Genomic DNA, 19,348 nt, shown 5'->3' on the forward strand with positions numbered 1-19,348 from the left:
CAAATAGAGTATCTAACCCGTTCAATCGTGAAAATATGTATTTATAAGATATGATTAATACTACAAAATTTGTACGAATCTGGTAATATGGGGATATGCTGTCATTATAGTATATTTTATTTGCATCAACTTCTTTACATAGATCCACCATATGAAAGGAGAACTAACTTGACTGAAACATTATTAATAAATTTTCTTTTTTTACTTATACCAGCCTTAGCTTATCTTATCTTTTTTGAAAACAAATTTCATTTCAACCACAATAGCATACATATTACCGTATTCTCAGCAGTTTCAATGATTCTTTGCATGTCCTTCCCCATTCGTCTAGAGTTGGGATTTATTTTTGATTTACGCTATATTCCCTTTATTATCGTTTCGCTTTTTAGCGGATACAAAGCTACCTTCCCCTTATTTATCGTTTTGAATCTTTATCGTTTGTATATTGGTGGGGATGGTGTATTGCTATCCTTCTTATTTTCAACACTTATTTTTAGTGTAGTGCCCTTATTTAGTAAGAAGTTTATAAATCTAGACACCCAAAAACGTATATTAACTGCAGGAAGTATCACTTTTGTAACGTTTACTATTTATCTATTTATTTATAGCACCCTACTGGAGACAGTATCCAAAACGTTTTGGATGAATGCTTTTAGTATGCTTTTCATTTATGTTATTGGAATCATCGTTATTCTGTCATTAATAGAGAAAATTATCGATAATGTGAAAACTCGCGAAAAGCTCGTCGATACAGAAAGATTGAATGTTCTAAGCGAACTGGCTGCAAGTATTTCACATGAAATAAGAAATCCATTAACTGTTACCAAAGGGTTTCTACAACTTTTAAATAATTCAACTAATATAACTAATGATGAAAAAAGATATGTTGATTTTTCATTACAAGAATTAAAACGTGCCGAAAAAATTGTAAGTGACTTTCTGTCGCTAGCCAAGCCACAAGCAGAAAATATGGTCAGTACTAACCTAAAAGAAGAAATAGAATATGTAAATAATATCATGATTCCATATGCCAATATCCATCAAGTGGATCTGCAGTATAATTTTAATAATACCCTTACTAAAAGGTTTGATAAAAATCAAATTCAGCAGACTTTAATAAACTTATATAAAAATGGTATTGAGTCTATGAAAGACAAAGGCGGTACTCTTACAATCAATGTATCGCAACAAAAAAATAAAATAATTATTAAAATAACTGATACAGGAATTGGAATGACAAAAGAAGAAATAATGCGGATAGGAAAGCCTTACTATTCTACTAAACAAGAAGGCACAGGGCTTGGCATGATGGTCGTTTATAGCACAATTAATAAGCTCAAAGGAAAAATAGAAGTAAATAGTGAAAAAGGGAAAGGAACAACTTTTTTAATAACTATACCGGTTAACAATTAATAATAACAATCAATCTATGGGGTAGATGACCTTTGTATTTTACAATGTCATTTACCCCTATTTCCTTTCCAGGAGTTACCTTCAAAATTTAAAAGGCACTTTTCTTCCATACAAATTAAAAATGCAGAGTAGCTCTGATCGGACCTATTCTAAATATTTAATACTCTTAGGATTCTAGGAAGTAATTGATATTTTTAAAAAAATCCCCCAAAAAATTCCCTCAAATTTCGAAATATGTAATAAAAATATTGGAAGTTAATCCATTCGGTGGAGGTTTTAAAGTTGATTAATAGACGTGGTTCCAATAAGAGACTAATTTTAAATAATCCATTAAAAGGTAGTTTGAGTATACATAAATTTCAAGAAAAAAAGGTTCCTAATAAAACAAGTTTAATAAAAGTTAATCATATTTCCGTTAACGGTTTTCAGTTTTCATCAAACTTAAAATTCCCTATCGATTCACGAATAAAATTATTATTTAAACTGCAATTGCTAGGTCAAACACATGATCTCTATGGAGAAGTGGTTTGGAGAAAACAAGTAACAAGCAAGAAATTTCATTATGGTGTTAAATTAACTAAAGCACAAATTGGTTACATAAAAACTATCCTCACGTTAACTGGAGAACTGAATAATAAAAATTCCCGGAAGTTTATTGAAGTTTCTTAAACATTTAATTTTGTTATTCATCATGACTATCATCACAACGGTCCAAGTATTTATGGGTGGATTAACTAATGAATATTATGCTTTTTGAAGTTACCACCTTTAACTTCTGCTACATCATATACAATAACAAAGGCATTCTCATCAATTTCGCGAATGATTTCTTTCATTTTGCTTTCTTCTAAGCGGTTAATTACACAAGTAATTTCTTTAAATTGTTCATTTGAATAACCGCCTTCAGCTAGTTTATAAGTTGCGCCGCGGCCTAAACGGTCACGTATTGTTTCTACCATTAGCTCTGGTTGAGTTGTGATAATCTTAAAGGTTTTAGAACCACTTAAACCTTCCTCCACTATATGAATAACTTTTGAGGCGATGAAATACGCGATTGCCGAAAGAAATGCTCCCTGTAGACCGAATACGGTGGAAACAAAAATAAATACAAATAAATTTAAAAATAAAATAAGATCACTTGTGCCAAATGGTAATTTTCTTGAAAGAAGTACAGCTAACATATCAATTCCATCCAGTGCGCCTCCATTCCGTAACGCTAACCCCATACCAAAACCAATGATAATACCGCCAACAACCGTTACTAACAACGTATCACCTTGAATAATTGTCGTGACGTGGTGCATAAGGATTGTTCCGATAGCAAGTGAAGCAATACCTATTACCGAATAAACCGCAAAGCTTTTTCCAATTTGTTTATATCCTAAAAAGATGAATGGGATGTTAAGAACTGCGATGAGTAATCCTAAAGGCAATCCAACTAGTTGTGAACCAACGATACTCAGCCCTGTTACACCACCGTCAGACACATCGTTTGGTATTAATACTGATTCTAGTCCGTATGCAGTTATAAAACCGCCAATAATAATCAATAGTGCTCGTGAAACCAATTTCAGTTTATTGGACTTTCGCTTTTTAATTACGCTCACTTTAAAATACCTCGTTTCAAACTTTTTTCATTCTATCTTCACTACTTTTCATTCGTTACCACTACCCCATTATTATATTAATATCTCTTTTATTAAGCAAAAATAAGAGAAATACACTATTGATTGATTGAGAAAGAAAAATAATCCTATTATAACAAACTCAGAAAAGACCAAATCAAATGATTTGGTCTTTTCTTTTTTATTTAACATCATATCCAATATCTTTTCCTTAAAAGTAAAAGATATAAATCGCAAGCGCTAATACAATGCGATAAATAGCAAATGGCGTTAGCTTAATTCTATTTATAAGCTTTAAAAAGAAACGAATAGATATTAGTGCAAATACAAAAGCGCTAATAAAGCCTGCAATAAAAAAAGGAATAGCATCTACAGTGAAATATTGCCAGTTTTTTAATAAGGATAAACCACTAGCCCCAGCCATAATTGGAACAGCCATAATAAATGTGAAGTCTGCAGCTGCTCGATGACTCATTCCCAGTAATACCCCTCCGGATATTGTCGAACCTGATCTAGAAAAACCTGGCCAAAGTGAAAGGCATTGAATGCACCCAACAAGAAAAGCTTGCTTATAAGATATCTCATCCACTGTCTGCACCATTGAATTCCTAGAGCTGAATCTGTCAGCAACTAACATCAATACTGCACCAACCACTAGTCCTATTAAAACAGTCGTAAGCGAAAATAAGTGTTCATCGATATAATCTTCAAATAAAACGCCTAATATTCCGGCTGGAAGTAAACCAACAATTACTTGGGATAACTTCAAACGTTTTGTCTTTGGCCCGGCTTTTTTATTGAGATTTTTTAATCCTAATAAATCAATAAAACGATCTTTAAAGACCACTACAACTGCTAAGATAGAACCAAGCTGTATAACAATTTTGAATGTATTTGCTACATATTTTGTTAAAAATTGTTCGGATTGCAACCACATATCATCTACAATTATCATATGCCCAGTTGATGAAACGGGAGCAAACTCAGTTAACCCCTCTACTAATCCTAGAATAATTGCTTTTAAAATCGTAATAATATCCATGCCTAATCCCCTTAATTCTAATTTTATCCATTAACATACATGCTAGAACAACCTATATACTAAGCTATTTTATAATAGCCTACAAACATGAAAAAGTCTCTATGTAATCCATCTGCAAAACAATTGTAACTTAGCCTTTTTATTTATCATCTTTATAATTTATGTTTACTGTCCCCTTTGCAGTATACTATGCAAATTAAAGTGTACAAATTCCTATTGTCTCCTCCTCACTATTAGATTATAAAATGTAAATCTTAATATTCTGTTCATCAATTCCTTAAGATTTTATGAACTAAAAAAACACCTGGCTTCTAGATGCACCAGATGTCTTTTTATATATAAAAAGAAAATTATCGTTTCTGAGCGATACTCTCAATCTCTGCTCGTAACTCCGCTTTAAGTTGCTCAACGATTGAAAAATCCATTGCTTCAATATAATAAGATTCTAATTCATCACGGAGCTGTTTTGCGTCTGAAAGAAGGGAAAGAGCCGCTTGCATTCTTTCTCGATAGCGTCCACTTATTTCTTTAATCTCTTCCGCATATTTTTCATCTGTTCCTGGCACGATCGCTCTTTCATACATATCGATAATTTCGTCGCTTTCTTTTTCAGGAAAATATTCATGCGGAGCTGTACTATCAAAGATTGCAAATCCTAACTCACGAACAATAACCATGTCTAAGCTGTTTGGATCAAAGCCACAATGATAAATTTCTACATCCAACCCGCGATCTTCCGCACTTTTAGCAAGCTTTTTTAACATCGTTGACTTCCCAGAACCAGGCCGGCCTTTGATAAAATACCGTTTCGCTAAACCTTCAGTGATATTAGGCACAAAATCAACCGCGCCTTCTGGAGTTGCTGCGCCAAGGAATCTGCGACGGACATCAGGCTGTTTATTTAAGTTAATTTCACCAAAAAGTTTAGCAATTAACTCTTCAGTTAAAGCGTTTGCTTCATCAAAATTCATGTTCTTAATATAAATTTCTTCCCATTCATCATGCACCTTAAGAGCTTGCCAAAAAGTATCATAAGCACTTTGAAATGTTTCAGCTATCTTACTGTTTAGCTTTAAAATTTCATCTTTATGTTGAACCAATTTCGCTGAATCCCAAGCTACTCCTAGATTGACATACTCGTCAATCACACCTGGCGCTTTAGGCTCAATAACATGTGGTGCCGTTCCATCTACAATTCCTACGTTCAGCTTTTTAATGATCACACCATCAATAGAATGGTTATCAGATGAACAATGTAATAATTCGATATCATACCCCTTGTTTAACCATTCTTCACCGATATCTTTCATCATTGATGATTTACCAGTTCCCGGTCCACCTTTAAGTATAAAAAGACGATCTAATCCTTGTAAATTAGATTCATATAAATTATGAAATCCTCGAGCTGTATTACCACCAGCATAATAATTTAAAATTTTTCCGGACATGTAAACACTCCCCATATAGCATTTTGTAATAATCGATCTACCAAGTCTGAATAATCTGGGTTTCTCGATATTTAATCATGCCTAAGAACCTATTTTACCAACTGAACTAACTTTATTGGTGACACTATAAATTATGTTTGAACAGTCAATAGGTGAATGTCTATATCATTAAATTTTTTTATATTTCTTATATGATTAATAAACATTCTAATTACACATACTAGTTGCGTTCGCAATGTTTACTAAATTTACCTGAATATAAAAGGTTAAATAAAACCTAAACCCAAAAAAGGGGGACCATTTTATGACACCCATCATTATACGGTTAGTGCTAGTTATCACTTCTTGGGCCTCTTTATTACTTCTGCCAAGAAGATCATTTGCTAAATTTTTGCCTGTAACATTATTTACTTCATTACTTGTATTATTTTTAAGCGCTTTATCCTTGCGTTATCATTTTTGGGTTGTAAAAGGCGGCTTAAAAGGAAAATTAGCCACTGACTTATCTTTCATTTTTGGACCATTCTTTGCCGGCTCATTATGGGTATTCCATTTTACGTTTGGTCGTTTTAAACGTTATATCATAGCAAATGCTGCCATGAACCTTTTTCTAGCTTATCCTGCTAATAAAATTTTCCAGAAATTAAATGTATACAAGTTAGTGAACTTTAAGTCAATTCATGTTTTTTTAACTTATATTGGTTATGCAGTTATCATTTATGGCTACCAACTCCTTTTAGATCAAGCAAATTCTAAATCAGTATTCATCCGAAAACTTTTTACGTAGTTCAAATCAGGTGCGGTGAGACTTTTCAGCAATAAAACCATATAAAAAACACTCGGATTCAAGAATGTATAGGATCCAAGTGTTTTATATCTCTAATCTTTAATTAAAAAAAGTATAGTCCAGCTAGTACACAGCACAGATTTTTTGAGAGAAATAATTAGACTTCCCCTTCCCGCACCTGTACCCAATGTTGCAGGTTTTTTTGATAATGACCGATAAGCCAGCCAAGAATTTTCCCGATAAAATATGCTGCCAGCAATGTACCTATTCCGATTGAGCCTAATGATTGAATGGATAATAAACATACCATACCAGCTACAGATACATTAATAAAATCACTTATAATCTTCGCTTTACTAAACTTTAACTGAAATCGCTCGCTTATAGCATATGTTAACGCATCATAAGGCATTAACGGAAGTTTTGCCGTTATATAACCTAGTAAACCGAGAGCCACAACTAATAAACTAAGCAATAAATATATACTGCGAACAACTATTGATTCAGGTGTAGGGAATATTTGCAAGATTAATAGGGTTCCATCCATAAAAAAGCCAAATAAAAAAGCAATAATTAATTGCACGGCAAATTCTTTTAAGTCAAGCCGTTTGTTTAAAATGACCTGAATTAGAATAAATAAAACATTCGCAAACACTGTAGTAGCACCTACAGAGATGCCGGTCGATAGTGTAATGGCAACGGCTAGTGATGATACAGGTGATACACCAAACCCCGCCTCAATCGAAAAGCTAACTCCAAGCGCTAAAATAAATAAGCCGAGCACGTACAATGCAAATTGTTTCAATGTAACATTTAGATGGTTCATACTATCCTTCACTTTCTTCCAATAATTTCAAACCCCAAAAATAAAGTATTAATATAATTATATCAAACTTGTATATGTTTTACTGTAATGTCGTATTCAAAGATAGTATTAAAGGAAGAATCGTAGAACCATTAATGAAATAATGCCAGCTAATACGGTAGCCAATAAACTGCGTGTTTTAATGGCTATTAAAAAAGTAGGAATGGCTGCCAATAGCTCAAGATTGCGGAAGGATAGTGAAACATTAGTTCCATCCATTAATATTTCCTGACCAACCAGCGCAGCCATAACAGAAATCGGAATAAAACTTAGCCAGCGTGTTCCCCACTCTGGTAACTCAAACCGACTAAGTACCATAAGTGGCAGCACTCTCGGAATAAATGTAACAATAGCTGTGCCTAAAATGATTAGAAATATATCCCATCTTACTTCCATTTTTCAATCACCATCCCAATAGTTGAAGCAATAATTGTTGCCATAATTACACCTAATGAGGCGGAAAACATCGCACTAATCCCAACTGCTATAATAATTGCAATGATAGCGACAACAATATCCAGTTTTATTTTACGGCGGCTTACCATTGCAAGTACAAGTAGACCGATAAACATAGCAGGTAGTGCATAATCCAAGCCGTATTTTTCCGGGTCCGAAATCCATTGACCAAAATAAGCGCCAGCTACATTCGCAAACACCCAGTTTAAATAAGCTGTTATATTTAAGCCATGCATCCACTTCTCATTAATTGATTTCTGTTTCATGGCTTTATTGATCGCAACACCAAATGTTTCATCAGTTAGCAATGTCCCAACAAGCATATTTTTGAGTGGAGACAAATGCCTAAAATACGGTGAAAGTGCTGCACTTAGTAAAATATGACGAAGATTCACAAAGAAAATTGTTATAATAATAGCAGTAGCAGAGCTATTTGCAGCAATCATACCAGCTGCAATAAATTGAGCTGATCCCGCATAAAGAATGAAACTTAATAGCACAATTTCAAATATGCTTAGGCCTGCTGTTTTTTCAACAACGCCCGCAGCAAATCCAATACTTAAATAACCTAACAGCGTTGGAATACAGTCTTTAACACCTTGTAGAAAAGTATCCTCACTCTTAGGTTTCACCGCTGGGTTTATCTGGTCATTTACGAGACCCATATAATCCCCTCCTTTTAGAGCTTTATTAAAATCCCTTTATGCATTCCGTAGCAAACTTTCCCAATTAATTATATAACTATAATTTCGCTTATTTAAGTCATAGTAGTAATTATAATTACCACTACCACTATTATCAATCTTTTTGAGTTTGATTGTTTCCTAGAAGCTTAATACTGGTAATAGATGCAAACAGTTCTAAAGGCATTATGACAATGCGATATTTTTCGGACATATAATCCCTTGGCTTGTTAAAATAAACACCTTTATTGAGCAGTAATGCTCCTGTTTTTTTTATTGCTATAAATCTAATACAAATACAATATACGAAAATTGGTACTATATTCTTTTCTAAAAGTACTCTTTTCTCTGTACGTTAACTGAAGTATAATCTTTTTATGTGTGTTTTAAATTTTCGAGAAAAGAATCAAGCTTTTTTTAATGAAATTCATATACGAATATAAATTCAGTTTTATATAAAGAGTCTAGAAAAGGAGGCCACCACATGAGTATTTTAACAGTTAAAAATTTAAGTCATGGGTTTGGCGATAGAGCAATCTTTAATGATGTTTCCTTCCGTTTATTAAAAGGAGAACACATCGGTTTAATTGGAGCGAATGGTGAAGGTAAATCTACGTTCATGAACATTATTACGCGAAAATTGGAGCCAGATGCAGGGCAAATTGAATGGTCAAAAAATGTACGCGTTGGTTATTTAGATCAGCATACAGTATTAGAAAAAGGCTTAACGATTCGTGATGTATTAAAAACAGCTTTTAAATACTTGTTTGATCTCGAAACGGAAATGAATGAAATTTGCGATAAAATGGGCGATGCTACACCTGAAGAGCTTGAAAAACTTCTTGAGGATATGGGAACGATCCAAGATTTGCTAACAAACAATGACTTTTATATTATTGATGCAAAGATTGAAGAGATAGCAAGAGGACTTGGTCTACAAGATATTGGACTTGAGCGTGACGTTACAGATTTAAGTGGCGGGCAGCGTACAAAGGTTTTACTTGCGAAACTATTACTTGAAAAACCAGATATTCTTCTACTGGACGAGCCGACAAACTACCTAGATGAACAGCATATCGAATGGTTAAAACGTTATCTATTAGATTATGAAAATGCGTTTATTCTAATATCCCATGATATCCCATTTTTAAATAGCGTTATTAATCTAATTTATCATATGGAAAATCAGGAATTAAACCGTTATGTTGGGGACTACGATAATTTTATACAAGTGTACGAAGTTAAAAAGCAACAGTTAGAGGCCGCATTTAAAAAGCAACAACAAGAAATCTCAGAACTAAAAGATTTCGTTGCTCGAAATAAAGCTCGTGTTTCCACTCGAAATATGGCGATGTCTCGTCAGAAAAAACTTGATAAAATGGAAGTTATCGAAATGGCTAAAGAAAAACCGAAACCAGAGTTTAATTTTAAAGAATCACGAGCATCCGGTAAGCTTATTTTTGAAACGAAAGATCTCGTGATCGGTTATGATGAGCCTCTTTCTCGTCCATTAACTTTACGGATGGAACGCGGGCAAAAAGTTGCATTAGTTGGAGCAAACGGAATAGGTAAAACAACATTGCTACGCAGCATCCTTGGTGAAATTCAGCCAATTGAAGGTGCAGTAGAGCGTGGAGATTACTTGTACACTGGTTACTTTGAACAAGAAATTAAAACAGCGAATAACAATACATGTATTGATGAAGTTTGGAATGAATTTCCTCATTTCAACCAATACGAAGTACGTGCAGCTCTTGCAAAATGCGGATTGACTACGAAACATATTGAAAGTAAGGTTGAAGTTTTAAGTGGTGGCGAAAAAGCAAAAGTTAGACTTTGTAAGCTGATTAACAATGAAACAAATCTACTCGTGCTAGATGAGCCAACAAACCACCTTGATGTTGATGCAAAAGACGAACTTAAACGAGCTTTAAAAGCTTACAAAGGTAGCATCCTAATCATTTGTCACGAACCTGAATTTTATAACGACGTTGTAACCGATGTATGGAACTGTGAGTCTTGGACTACTAAGGTATTTTAATTTGAAGGGCTTTGGGAAATTCCCCAAGCCCTTTTTAAAGTTATGAGCAAATCTATAAACAAGTTGCATATTACAACAACTTGGTCCATTTATTTATCCTGTTAAAACTGATTCCACACTGTAACTTCATCAACACTTAATCTATTGCTTGGATATGCAGGTTCTTTTGCCTTACCAACTGAGATTAACATGGTAGGGATGTATCTAGGTGGAATATTGAATTCCTCGATCATTTTTTGTCGATCAAATCCTCCCATTGGACAGGTGTCATATCCCATTGCTTTAGCTACTAACATTAACTGCATAGCTGCCAGCGATGAATTTAAGATACCTTGATCCTTTCCCATATTAGGGATTGTATAAGCGGATTCAATTTGATCGATTAATGTATTTTTTATTGTTTCCGTTACAAATCCCTTTTGAACCATATCATTAAAAACAGGTCCTGCATTTTTATTCGCTTCAAGGTCAGCCAAAATACATACGGTAATGGATGCATCAACGACCTGATGCTGACCATAAGAAATCGGCAATGCTTTTTCTTTTGCTTTCTGGTCCTCGAGGATTAAGAACTTCCAATGTTGAAGATTCCAGGCAGAAGGAGCTTTTTGTGTATGTTCGATTAACTCCTCAATTTCCTGTTTTGTCATCTTATGTGTTGCATCATACTTTTTTACTGAATGACGTTGATCTATAATCGTAAAAAAATCTAATAATGTAGCAGTTCCCATAAATACCTCCGATAAGCGATGTTGAATACCTATAACTATATAGAGGCAATCGATTGTTTGCCTGCATAATAAGCATAGTTTACTCATTATCAACATCATTCATAAAGGTAATATTTGTTTGGAAACTGCAGTCAAGAGCATAAAATAGTCATTTTACGCTCAACAATATTTGTAACAAATGATCCTCAAAAACGTACTAATAGATGAACACTAACAGAAAAGGAGCGATCATAATGAGCGAAAAGGGTTGTATTAAGTGTGGAAGTGCAAATGCAGGACAAAAAGAAGTTGCTATGACAGGAACGGGCTTGTCCAAGATGTTCGATATACAGAATAATAAATTTGTGGTGGTGTATTGCAAAAACTGCGGTTACTCGGAATTCTACAATAAGGAATCTTCTACTGCTGGCAATATTCTTGATTTCTTCTTTGGCGGTTAAAGCGAAATTATCACGTATACTATATCAAAGGGGAATTTCTTTTTCCCCTTTGATTGTTATTGTTCATCTTGACTGACCCAGCCTTCAGCCCATTTTTGAATTTCACGGATCGATGTTTCTAAAGCGACGCCTTTTTCAGTAAGTGAATATTCAATTCTAACCGGTGTTTCGTTAAACACTTCCCGCTTTACAATGTTTTCATTCTCCAAATCCTTCAAGCGTTCTGATAAAACTCTGCCGCTAATACCAATTTCCGATTCTATATTACTAAATCGCTGCGGACCTTTTAACAATTGAAAAATTATTAAGGTCGTCCAACGTTTACTTATGATTGATAAGGCTTTTTCGAATTTAGGACAAATATTTTCATTAACCATTGCATTCACCTCTTATTTCTATTATATACTAAATACCCTGAATGAATAGCACAAGGGTTTATCACGAATTAGGAATAAATCACTTGACTATATTTGATTGTAATATTATAGTTAGTTACATAAAGTAATTAGATTATTTTTTGTTTTAAGGCAAAATAAAATTTATTATCTGGGGGAAAATGTAAAATGACTACATTTAAGTTAGACAAAGTTCACAGTGGTGTTGCATTTCAAGTTAAGCATATGATGGTTGCAAAAGCTAAAGGCGAATTTAAAAACTTTGACGTCCAGGTGAATGGCGATCTAGAAAATTTAGAAGGTTTAACAATCGCGGCTACGATTGATGCTGCATCCATAAGCACAAATAACGACGACCGTGATGGCCATTTACGTTCAGGCGATTTTTTTGATGTTGAGAACTACCCAACTATTACAATTAAAGGCCAAAGCATCAAAATGATATCTGATGAAGAATATGAATTAACAGCACAAGTTACGATAAAAGATGTAACCAATACTGAAAAATTCATTGTAGAATTTAATGGTACATCAAAAAATCCAATGGATGGTTCCACTGTAACTGGTTTTGATGTGGAGGGGAAAATAAACCGTGAAGATTATGGTTTAACATGGAATGCTGCACTTGAAACCGGCGGATTTTTGATTGGAAAAGATGTTAAATTAAGTGCAAACTTTGAGTTTGTGGTTGAGTAAGCTAGAATAAACAAATGTAAGGCTATCTTAACTTGAGATAGCCTTACATTTGTTTCATATGTATATTCCTTAAAAGTTTAAAACTACTTAAATGGACATACAAATGCTAGCTTATTATCACTCTCTATCCTCATAACTAAACTGCCACCCTATCCCAAATTTATCAGTTAACATACCGTAACACTTGGTCCAGAACGTTTCCTGAAGTTCCATGATTATACTCCCCTCTTCTTTCAATTTATTAAAATAAGATTTCAGTTCATCAATATTTTTGCTCACTACTGCAACGGTAATGTTATTACCAACAGTATATGGTGCACCAGGGAACGTATCAGAAAACATGACATGACTCCCGCTAATGGTAAGAAATGTGTGCATGACCAGGTTCTTCGTTTCCTCTGGAGGTGAGAACTCTGGATTTGGCGGGGCATCACCATACGTCATGATTTGTGGTTTTTCTGTTTGAAAGACTTCTGCATAATACTCTACTGCCTCGCGACAATTTCCGTTAAAATTAATATAAACATTAACTGACATTATTTTATCTCCTTTACAAAAATTTCACCCTCTTAATATAGGCATTTAAAGTAACTTCTAAACAAAAATAAACTTAGTTTATTACATGTTGACAACTATGCACAAAACGTTCGGATAGTACCGAACGTTCTCATGTTATGAACTGGCCCTATCTTTACGAAACTACAGACAAATATTGAAATTGTTATGCTTGAAATTTACTAATAAAATATAGTTCACTTTGAAACTTATTTAATAGCTCGGCATATGTGTAGTTGATTAAAAACGGAAACAAATCTTCTAATGCATCATCATAATACTGACCAAGTCCTACTCTTATCGCAACATATTGATGAAAGAGCAATGCTTTTTCAAAGTCAATTCCTAATTCATATAATCCTTTATACAACTCTTCATTAGGAATCTGTTTTATCTTCTTAAAAACCCTTTCATTTTTTTCGATGAATTTTCTCTCAATAAAGTGTGTTAGATAATCTGCATATACCATTTGACCAATATCATCAGTATCCTTTTCGGTATTCGTAAAACCTATTACACTCTTATCTTTGCTCTCACGGATAATAAAAGTTTTATTTCCTTCAAGATGAGCAATAAAGCTCTTAACACTTTTATCAAAAATTTTATTGAATTCGATGATGTCATGTAGTTTTACTGCAAAATCTCTATGCTCATCACCGACAATAAATAATCGATCCACAATCGGTAGCAACTTTAGTACACCTTCCGAAAGCTGGCTCGAGGCGTCATATATAATGATATCGAATTCCTTTTTCATTTGCTTAACTTTTCGTTTTTGTTCGACCAAAGATAATTCAGAGAATCCATGGACTAGTTCATTTGTAGTCTGTTCTTTTTCCAAAGTCCCGTATGAAATAAAGGCTACCGATAACGCTGTGTTCCTTTTAAGCCAATTATAAATCGATAAAGAAAACTTAGTTACGCCTGACTTTGCTTTTGGAGAATAAAATCCTACTAAATACATTTCCACTCACCTACCTTTCTACTATAAATTATTCGAACAAGCAGATGAATGACTCGGACATCCTCCTACACAATATCAATTATTAAAGATTGCAAAACAAAGGGAGGATGAATTAAATCTATTCATTCTCCCATTTTGATTTATTAATATTTTATTTATCATGTCGTACATAGGTGTGGAAAGACCGCCAAAATTCCCCCTCGTTATTAATAATCGCCATAATTTCTTCAAATGGTATTTTAAAGGTCGGAAATCCCGCTGCATATGGCCCAATCTCGTATGGAGCAAAATAAAGATATAGTGCCTTATCATCTACATAAAACGGCTGATCAGGTGCAATTCCCTTAAATGCATCGGGAAAAACATAAGAATATGTTTCATCATTTTTGATTTGCTCTCGAATAATATCACTTAATACAGTTACATATTCACTATCTGCCTTAAATAAATCTTTTAATTCGTACATTTGACCGCTTTTAAGATTAATATGGGCATGTGCTTTATACGGCATCCCGTGAGCGGCCCCAAAAGGGTAATCATAGCCTTCAAATTCAATGACCAGTAGGTCTTGGCGATAAAATGAAATAGAAAAATCGCCACTATAGCTGCTATCTAGCGCTACATCACTTGGGACTGGTTTTACTAGTGATAGCTCCATAAGCCTTTGATTAACCTCAGATTGTGCACTTTTATTCTTCATTCCTTGTATTTCAGGATAATAGACAATATAATCCGGATTTGGATTATACTTTTTTTCTAGCACACGATATTGTTTATTTAAAGTAACCGTGTTATCTTGTTTCCAAACGATGTTTCCTGAACGATCATAATAAGTAATTCGGTTTTCTATATTTGCCCTAATCAATTTCCCTTCAAATGATAAAGTTCCAGCTCCCTCAACAACAGGTAAGTTTTTTACAATATTCCCACTACTATTAATAAAAAATGTCCTCGAACCATCTGAAACGGATGCGACCCCTTTTTCAAAATCAAGAATTATATTAAATTTGAATTCAGTTAATACTTTTCCTTCAAGAGTAGCTAGCGCATACCATAGTTCATTAGGTGGACGTCCTTCTTTCGTTTTGCCTAATGCAAGTCGATTATCACTAACCACTTTAATATCATTGTATTCGGGCTCAACAATAAATTCACCCTGCTTTTTAATAACTCCGTATACACTTGGGAAGGTTTCCCCCTTACCAACTATAGCAATTCCATGTTGAAATGGTTGCGCACTTTCAAAAGCTGGTTCGATTACAATGTCTCCACCCTCATTTATATATCCAAACCTTCCACCTTGCTCTTTCCTAAATGCTAATAACCCATCACCTTTACTCCCTACATATGGATAACGAAAAGTTTGGACCATTTTGCCTTGCTTATTAAGTAGTCCAAACTCTTCATCGCTTATTTGCACTAAGGCTGTGCCGCCTTCGAAGTCGTTAGCAGTTTGATAGGCTGCAGGAATGATTTCTTTTCCTTGCCGGTCCAAATACCCGTATATATATTTACCTGAAATCGTTTCAGAAAAAACTGCCCGACCTTCTTCGTACGTGCTGATATAGCTATATGGCTTTGAAGTTAGCAATCTGCCACTTTCATCCATAACATGATAGCCAGTTTCATCAGCGACAATTGCACGTTCTTCATAAAAAGGTGTAATTGTCCTGTATTGCGGCCTAACTATATATTTTCCTTTTTTATCAATGATTCCATTCAGCCCTTCATATTCAACAATTGCTAACTCGTTTGCTTGAAAGTCAAAAGCATAGTCAAATTTAGGCGTGATGACAAACTTTCCAAATTGATTTATATATCCCCATTTTTCCCCCGCCAATGTATTAATTTGGGCAGGAAATAAGGCGTTAGAATTGGGTGACTCTTTAAGTAGTTCACTTCTCCAAATATACATAAAAAAACTCCCCTACCTAATTTTTATTCAATATGATATGTAGGCCCACGCCTAGATGTGCCGCTTTAAAAATTAGTGAACTTTTAAGACTATCCAACCATATAATGTCGAAATTTATCGTTATAAACAACCAAATGTAGGAAATGCTAACACTATAAGGAATTTGATGGGAGATCTCGAACAACATGAAAAAATTAAAAGACTGGGTGAACGAAACTAAAGAAAAGAAAACGAAACCCAATGATCAGAATCAGAAACAACAACAACAAGAAAAGCCATCTAAGCCAAGCGATAAAACTCCAATCAAATTAAATGTGAAAGAATCGATCAGTTATATTAAAGAAAAGCTTGGTCAAAGCTCAGATATTATTACAAGGGAATTTTTAGCTGGTGAGAATGGAAGTTATAAAATAGCAATCGTGTATACTGACGGGTTAGCTGATAAAACATTTGTTCAAGATTTTATCCTAAAAACCTTAATGATTGATATTCGTAAAGCAGAATTAGATCAATCCTTCTCAAGTACATTGGATGCTCCTGACTTATTAGAACGTTTTTCAATTTCAACTGGAGATATGAAAAGGGTTTATGATTATGAGGCTACTTTTGAGCATGTTTTATCAGGAGATACAGCCATTTTTATCGAGGGCTATGCACTATGTTTTGTTGTAAGCTCACGCGGCTGGGAAGATAGAGGCATACAGGAGCCAAGTAGCCAAACAGTGGTCCGTGGACCGAAAGACGGATTCACTGAGACATTACGGACAAACACAGCATTACTTCGCCGTAAAATTAAAGATGAAAATCTTTGGTTTGAAGAAATGAAAATTGGCAGGAAAACGAAGACTGATATTGCAATTGCCTATTTAAATGGAGTTGCTGACAAAAAAATCATTGATGAGTTACGCCATCGACTAAAAAAAATTGATATTGATGGAATTTTAGAAAGCGGATATATCGAAGAAATGATCCAAGATGAAACATATACTCCATTCCCAACAGTTTATAATACAGAACGACCAGATACAATTGCAGCAGGTATATTAGAAGGCAGAATTGCTATTTTAGTTGATGGAACTCCTTTCGCTTTATTAGTTCCTGCTCTTTTTATTCAATTCTTTCAGGCAAGCGAGGATTATTATCAACGCAGCGATATAGGTACACTTATCCGCTTATTACGTTATTTTTCATTTTTTTTATCATTATTAGTTCCTTCTGTTTATATTGCTGTAACAACCTTTCATCAAGAAATGCTGCCAACAACGTTGCTAACAAATCTTTCACAACAGCGTGAAGGTGCTCCATTTCCAGCGTTTGTCGAAGCCATTATGATGGAAGTAACCTTTGAAATATTGCGCGAAGCAGGAATTCGAATGCCACGTGCAGTTGGGTCGGCCATTTCAATTGTAGGAGCCTTAGTACTAGGACAGGCTGCCGTTGAAGCCGGTATTGTATCTGCTGCCATGGTTATTGTTGTATCGTTAACGGCCATTTCAAGTTTCGTGGCACCAAACTTTAATATGGCTATTTCAACTCGAATCCTTCGATTTGGTTTCATGGCTTTAGCAGCATCGTTTGGATTATTCGGGATTATCCTTGGGTTAATAATGATGGTGGTCCATTTATGCAGCTTACGGTCATTCGGCATACCTTACTTATCACCGGTTGCACCATTTAATCTCAACGGCCAAGAAGACACTATGATTCGAAAGCCACATTGGGCCTTATCCTTCAGACCAAGACTGATTAGTCAAAAAAATATCACTCGTGAGCAAACAGAAGCACCAAAACCACCAAAAAATCGCAGTAAACAAAGTGAAAAAGAATCAAAAGGAGAAGGATAAATGAAAAAGATACCATTATTAATAGTATTTATCCTCCTGCTATCTTTACTTTCTGGCTGCTGGAGTAGAAGAGAATTAAATGAACTTGCTCTTGCAACCGCACTTGCCATCGACAAAGAGGACGATCAATACTTAGTTACCGTTCAAATTCTTAATCCGGGTGAGATTGCTGGACAAGCTCAGACTACGGCTGTTCCGGTATCCACTTATGAAACAACTGGGGAGAGTATATTTGAAGCGATTAGAAAGCTATCTGCTGAAACACCTAGAAGAGTGTACTTAGCGCACCTTCGAATGGTTATTTTTGGTGAAGACTTAGCTCGTGAAGGAATTAATAAAGTGCTTGATATTTTATCGCGTGATCACGAAATTCGAACTGACTTTTACATTGCGGTTGCAAAAAACCAAAAAGGATCCGATTTACTAAAGATTCTAACAGGCATTGATAAAGTACCAGCAAATAAAATTTTTAGTTCTATCGAAGTTTCGGAGAAGAATTGGGCGCCAACACGCGGTGTTCAACTTGATGATTTAATATCAGAAATTATTAGTGAAGGATCCAATCCAATATTAACGGGTGTCTACTATGAAGGAGATTTGGAAGAAGGTAATAAATTACAAAATATTGAAGAGATTAAATCTTCAGCGGTAATTAAACTAGATCATTTAGCCGCATTTAAACAAGCTAAACTCGTAGCATGGCTGAATAAAGATGAAAGCAAAGGCTATAATTACATTACCGACAACATTAATAGTACGGTGGTTGTCCTCCCATGTGATGAAGAGGATGATGGAACTATTACTCTTGAAGTGATTCGTTCTAAAACCGATGTAAAGGCAAGTGTAGCACAAGGAAAACCGAAAATAACCATTACCACTAAGCCCGAAGCGAATGTTGGCGAAGTTCACTGTAAGTTTGACAATATAAATGAAGAGCAATTAATTGAATTAGAAAAAGAATATGAAAAACACTTGAAAGATATCATGTTTCAAGCCATCGACAAAGCAAAAGAAAACAAAACCGATTTATTTAGTTTTGGAGAAACCATCCATCGAAAAGATCCAAAAGCTTGGAAAAGCCTAAAAGAAAATTGGCATAATGATGGTTTTGTTAACCTGGAGGTTGACATTGAAATTGACGCAGAAATCAGAAGACTTGGGACGATTAATGAGTCCTTTCAAGGAAAAGGAGGAGGCTAATGTGGTTAAGTTTACTATTACTTTTGTTATCTAGTCTAATAGCTTTATTTGAAGTACCCAAGCTTATCAAACAAAAACAAACACGGGAAATTAAAGTGTTTTTAAGCTTTTTAACTGTGGCCACGACTATTACTATTTTAAAAATACTAGGAGTTCACATACCTAACCCACTTGCTGGAATAAAAGCAGTTTACGAGCCGCTAGGAACTGTTATTTTAAGTTTTTTAACACCTTAAGGAAAGGTTAAT

General features: G+C 34.5%; 20 protein-coding genes. 9 read left to right on the forward strand and 11 right to left on the reverse strand.

The genetic code is table 11. The annotated features are described in order from the left end of the window. Positions 1–168 precede the first annotated feature (168 nt). Entirely contained in the window at positions 169–1,413 is a 1,245-nt protein-coding gene (locus C1724_RS16450; RefSeq protein ID WP_102347784.1) for a sensor histidine kinase, read from the forward strand. 282 nt (positions 1,414–1,695) lie between these two features. Then, positions 1,696–2,082: a PilZ domain-containing protein gene (locus C1724_RS16455; protein ID WP_180994303.1), complete on the forward strand. Its 387-nt coding sequence runs from the start codon at positions 1,696–1,698 to the stop codon at positions 2,080–2,082. Between the two features lie 65 nt (positions 2,083–2,147). On the opposite strand, the gene C1724_RS16460 is transcribed toward C1724_RS16455, so the two are convergent. The 3 genes from C1724_RS16460 to C1724_RS16470 form a co-directional block, all read right to left on the reverse strand. After that, positions 2,148–3,020: a YitT family protein gene (locus C1724_RS16460; protein ID WP_102347786.1), complete on the reverse strand. Its 873-nt coding sequence runs from the start codon at positions 3,018–3,020 to the stop codon at positions 2,148–2,150. 229 nt (positions 3,021–3,249) lie between these two features. Beyond that, positions 3,250–4,080, reverse strand: coding sequence for an undecaprenyl-diphosphate phosphatase (locus tag C1724_RS16465; protein ID WP_102347787.1), 831 nt, complete (start codon positions 4,078–4,080; stop codon positions 3,250–3,252). Between the two features lie 350 nt (positions 4,081–4,430). Further along, on the reverse strand, positions 4,431–5,528 hold the full coding sequence (locus C1724_RS16470; RefSeq protein WP_102347788.1) for a PRK06851 family protein: 1,098 nt from the start codon (positions 5,526–5,528) through the stop codon (positions 4,431–4,433). A 304-nt stretch (positions 5,529–5,832) separates the two neighbouring features. On the opposite strand from C1724_RS16470, the gene C1724_RS16475 reads away from it, so the two are divergent. After that, on the forward strand, positions 5,833–6,315 hold the full coding sequence (locus C1724_RS16475; RefSeq protein WP_102347789.1) for a hypothetical protein: 483 nt from the start codon (positions 5,833–5,835) through the stop codon (positions 6,313–6,315). 157 nt (positions 6,316–6,472) lie between these two features. Here C1724_RS16475 and C1724_RS16480 read toward each other — a convergent pair whose 3' ends face one another. The 3 genes from C1724_RS16480 to C1724_RS16490 form a co-directional block, all read right to left on the reverse strand. Continuing rightward, positions 6,473–7,141 carry a YczE/YyaS/YitT family protein gene (locus C1724_RS16480; protein WP_102347790.1) on the reverse strand — a complete coding sequence of 223 codons (669 nt, stop codon included), beginning with the start codon at positions 7,139–7,141 and terminating at the stop codon, positions 6,473–6,475. 108 nt (positions 7,142–7,249) lie between these two features. After that, complete coding sequence (locus tag C1724_RS16485; protein WP_102347791.1) at positions 7,250–7,576, reverse strand: AzlD domain-containing protein; 327 nt, start codon at positions 7,574–7,576, stop codon at positions 7,250–7,252. Beyond that, the gene (locus C1724_RS16490) at positions 7,567–8,301 is read right to left on the reverse strand and encodes an AzlC family ABC transporter permease (RefSeq protein WP_102347792.1); all 735 of its coding nucleotides are present in this window, start codon (positions 8,299–8,301) and stop codon (positions 7,567–7,569) included. The genes C1724_RS16485 and C1724_RS16490 overlap by 10 nt, the downstream gene beginning before the upstream one ends. A 502-nt stretch (positions 8,302–8,803) precedes the next feature. Between C1724_RS16490 and C1724_RS16495 the strand changes: the two genes are divergently transcribed. Continuing rightward, a complete protein-coding gene (locus tag C1724_RS16495; RefSeq protein WP_102347793.1) occupies positions 8,804–10,360 on the forward strand; it encodes an ABC-F family ATP-binding cassette domain-containing protein in 1,557 nt (518 codons plus the stop codon). 101 nt (positions 10,361–10,461) lie between these two features. Here the strand turns inward: C1724_RS16495 and C1724_RS16500 are convergent, their stop codons facing one another. Then, positions 10,462–11,091: a nitroreductase family protein gene (locus C1724_RS16500; protein ID WP_102347794.1), complete on the reverse strand. Its 630-nt coding sequence runs from the start codon at positions 11,089–11,091 to the stop codon at positions 10,462–10,464. 233 nt (positions 11,092–11,324) lie between these two features. Between C1724_RS16500 and C1724_RS16505 the strand changes: the two genes are divergently transcribed. Next, positions 11,325–11,531: a zinc ribbon domain-containing protein gene (locus tag C1724_RS16505; protein ID WP_102347795.1), complete on the forward strand. Its 207-nt coding sequence runs from the start codon at positions 11,325–11,327 to the stop codon at positions 11,529–11,531. Between the two features lie 56 nt (positions 11,532–11,587). Here the strand turns inward: C1724_RS16505 and C1724_RS16510 are convergent, their stop codons facing one another. Beyond that, positions 11,588–11,908: a winged helix-turn-helix transcriptional regulator gene (locus C1724_RS16510; RefSeq protein ID WP_102347796.1), complete on the reverse strand. Its 321-nt coding sequence runs from the start codon at positions 11,906–11,908 to the stop codon at positions 11,588–11,590. Positions 11,909–12,094: 186 nt separating this feature from the next. Between C1724_RS16510 and C1724_RS16515 the strand changes: the two genes are divergently transcribed. Then, entirely contained in the window at positions 12,095–12,622 is a 528-nt protein-coding gene (locus tag C1724_RS16515; RefSeq protein ID WP_102347797.1) for a YceI family protein, read from the forward strand. Between the two features lie 117 nt (positions 12,623–12,739). Here C1724_RS16515 and C1724_RS16520 read toward each other — a convergent pair whose 3' ends face one another. The 3 genes from C1724_RS16520 to C1724_RS16530 form a co-directional block, all read right to left on the reverse strand. Continuing rightward, positions 12,740–13,159 (reverse strand): VOC family protein, encoded by a 420-nt coding sequence (locus C1724_RS16520; RefSeq protein WP_102347798.1) that lies wholly within the window; start codon positions 13,157–13,159, stop codon positions 12,740–12,742. Positions 13,160–13,343: 184 nt separating this feature from the next. Then, positions 13,344–14,141, reverse strand: a complete 798-nt coding sequence (locus C1724_RS16525) for a hypothetical protein (RefSeq protein ID WP_102347799.1) — start codon at positions 14,139–14,141, stop codon at positions 13,344–13,346. A gap of 151 nt (positions 14,142–14,292) precedes the next feature. Then, positions 14,293–16,056 carry a WG repeat-containing protein gene (locus C1724_RS16530; RefSeq protein ID WP_102347800.1) on the reverse strand — a complete coding sequence of 588 codons (1,764 nt, stop codon included), beginning with the start codon at positions 16,054–16,056 and terminating at the stop codon, positions 14,293–14,295. Positions 16,057–16,241: 185 nt separating this feature from the next. On the opposite strand from C1724_RS16530, the gene C1724_RS16535 reads away from it, so the two are divergent. The 3 genes from C1724_RS16535 to C1724_RS16545 are packed head-to-tail and all read left to right on the forward strand — an operon-like array spanning position 16,242 to position 19,336. After that, entirely contained in the window at positions 16,242–17,900 is a 1,659-nt protein-coding gene (locus C1724_RS16535; protein ID WP_102347801.1) for a spore germination protein, read from the forward strand. Next, a complete protein-coding gene (locus C1724_RS16540) occupies positions 17,901–19,100 on the forward strand; it encodes a Ger(x)C family spore germination protein (protein WP_102347802.1) in 1,200 nt (399 codons plus the stop codon). It abuts the gene before it with no gap. Next, positions 19,100–19,336 carry a hypothetical protein gene (locus C1724_RS16545; protein ID WP_102347803.1) on the forward strand — a complete coding sequence of 79 codons (237 nt, stop codon included), beginning with the start codon at positions 19,100–19,102 and terminating at the stop codon, positions 19,334–19,336. The genes C1724_RS16540 and C1724_RS16545 overlap by 1 nt, the downstream gene beginning before the upstream one ends. Positions 19,337–19,348: the final 12 nt, after the last annotated feature.

The organism is Bacillus sp. Marseille-P3661, from assembly GCF_900240995.1.
GTDB lineage: Bacteria > Bacillota > Bacilli > Bacillales > Bacillaceae_J > OESV01.